At 72.5% G+C, this 1,723-nt stretch carries 1 protein-coding gene; it reads left to right on the top strand.

Annotation, left to right across the window (positions count from 1 at the left end):
- Positions 1-1,617: transposase (locus CcI49_RS39435; RefSeq protein WP_206745191.1), on the top strand; the 1,617-nt coding region annotated here is incomplete at its 5' end.
- Between the last annotated feature and the right edge of the window lie 106 nt (positions 1,618-1,723).

Genomic DNA, 1,723 nt, shown 5'->3' with positions numbered 1-1,723 from the left:
CCGGGTGATCATGTTTTGTCCGGGATGATCGGGTTTATGGCACGTGGGTACCGGCCGGTCCGGCGGGATCAGTTGTTCCTGCTCCCTCCGGACATGACCGACTGGCTCCCGGACGATCATCTGGTGTGGTTCCTGCTGGACGTGGTCGCCGAGCTCGACACCTCGGGGTTGCACGCCCGGTACCGCACGGGTGGGGTCGGGCGGGCGGCGTACGACCCGGACATGCTCCTTGCTCTGGTCGTCTACGCCTGGTCGCAGCAGGTCCGCTCGTCCCGGCGGATCCAACGGCTGTGCGAGGTCGATGTCGCGTTCCGGCTGATCTGCGCCGGTGACCTCCCGCACCATGCCACGATCTCCCGGTTCGTCGCGGGCTGCCAGGACACGGTCACTCACCTGTTCACGCAGGTGCTGGCGTTGTGCGCACGAGCGGGACTGGTCCGCCTCGGCCTCGTCGCGCTGGACGGCACGAAGATCGAGGCGAACGCGTCGCTGGGAGCGAACCGGACCCGGACCGGGATCGACCGGGAACTCGCCGCGTTCGCGGAGAACATCGTGGCCGAACAGGTCGCCACCGACACCGCGGAGGACACCCTGTTCGCCGACCGGGTCGGGGACGAACTCCCCACCGAGCTCACCGACCSGACCRGCCGCCGGGCCCGGCTACGGGCCGCGCTCGACCACCTCGACCGGCGCGACGGACCCGACGACGAGGACGAACCCCCCGCACCCCGACCGGAGGTGATCGCCACCGGCCGCCGGGGCGCCGGGCGGCCCGGCGCCGGCGTCGACCGGGTCACCGAGGCGCGGGCGGTCCACGCTCGGGTCCTGGCCGAGGTCCGCGCCCACCACGACCAGGCCACCGCCCGGCGGGAAGCGAGAACCGCGGCAGGGCGGCGGGCCGGCCGCCGGCCGGTCCCACCCGAGGAACACCACCGGGTCCGCGCCGCCGCCGCCGTTCTCGCCGCCGCCGAGGCCGCCGCCGCACGTGCGGAGAAACCCCAGGCCGACCGGCCGGCCCGACACGTCAACGTCACCGATCCGGACAGCCGGGTCATGCCGACCCGGCGCGGGTGGATCCAGGGCTACAACGCCCAGCTCGTGGCCTGCTCCGGTCAGGTCATCCTCACCGCCGACGTCACCGACCAGACCAACGACGTCGCCCAGTACCTCCCGATGGCCACCGCCGCCCAGGCCGCCACCGCGGGTCTGCCCGTGAGCCTGACCCGCGGCCGGCCGAGGGGTATCGGGCTGATCGTCGCGGACAGTGGCTACTGGTCCCCGCGGGCCGCGGCCCATCCCGGACCCGACCGGCTGATCGCGACCGCCAGCCGACGCACCCTGACCCGCCAGCCGATCCCGGACGGGCCACCCGACATCGACGCCACCACCCGGGAACAGATGACCCGCAGGCTCCTCACTCCCGACGGGCGTGAGAGCTACAAGCAGCGCGGCGCGACCATCGAACCCGTCAACGGACAGATCAAGGACGTCACCGGGCTCCGCCGGTTCCGTCGCCGCGGCATGGCCGCGGTCCGCGCGGAACTCGTCCTGACCTGCACCATCCACAACCTGCTCAAACTCCACCGCGCCACCGGCCCCCGCCCAGCCACCAGCTAAGCGGGGCCCGGCCTCGGCCGGCGGCAGGTCACCAGACCCGCACACCCAACGATCACCCGAATCCCCGCCACCAATTTGCTACAGGCTCCCTGACGACCAAAATCCT

The organism is Frankia sp. CcI49, from assembly GCF_001983215.1.
In the GTDB taxonomy this organism is placed as follows: domain Bacteria; phylum Actinomycetota; class Actinomycetes; order Frankiales; family Frankiaceae; genus Parafrankia; species Parafrankia irregularis.
The sequence above is the reverse complement of the archived record's forward strand: the minus strand, read 5'-3'. Positions and strand labels throughout refer to the sequence as shown.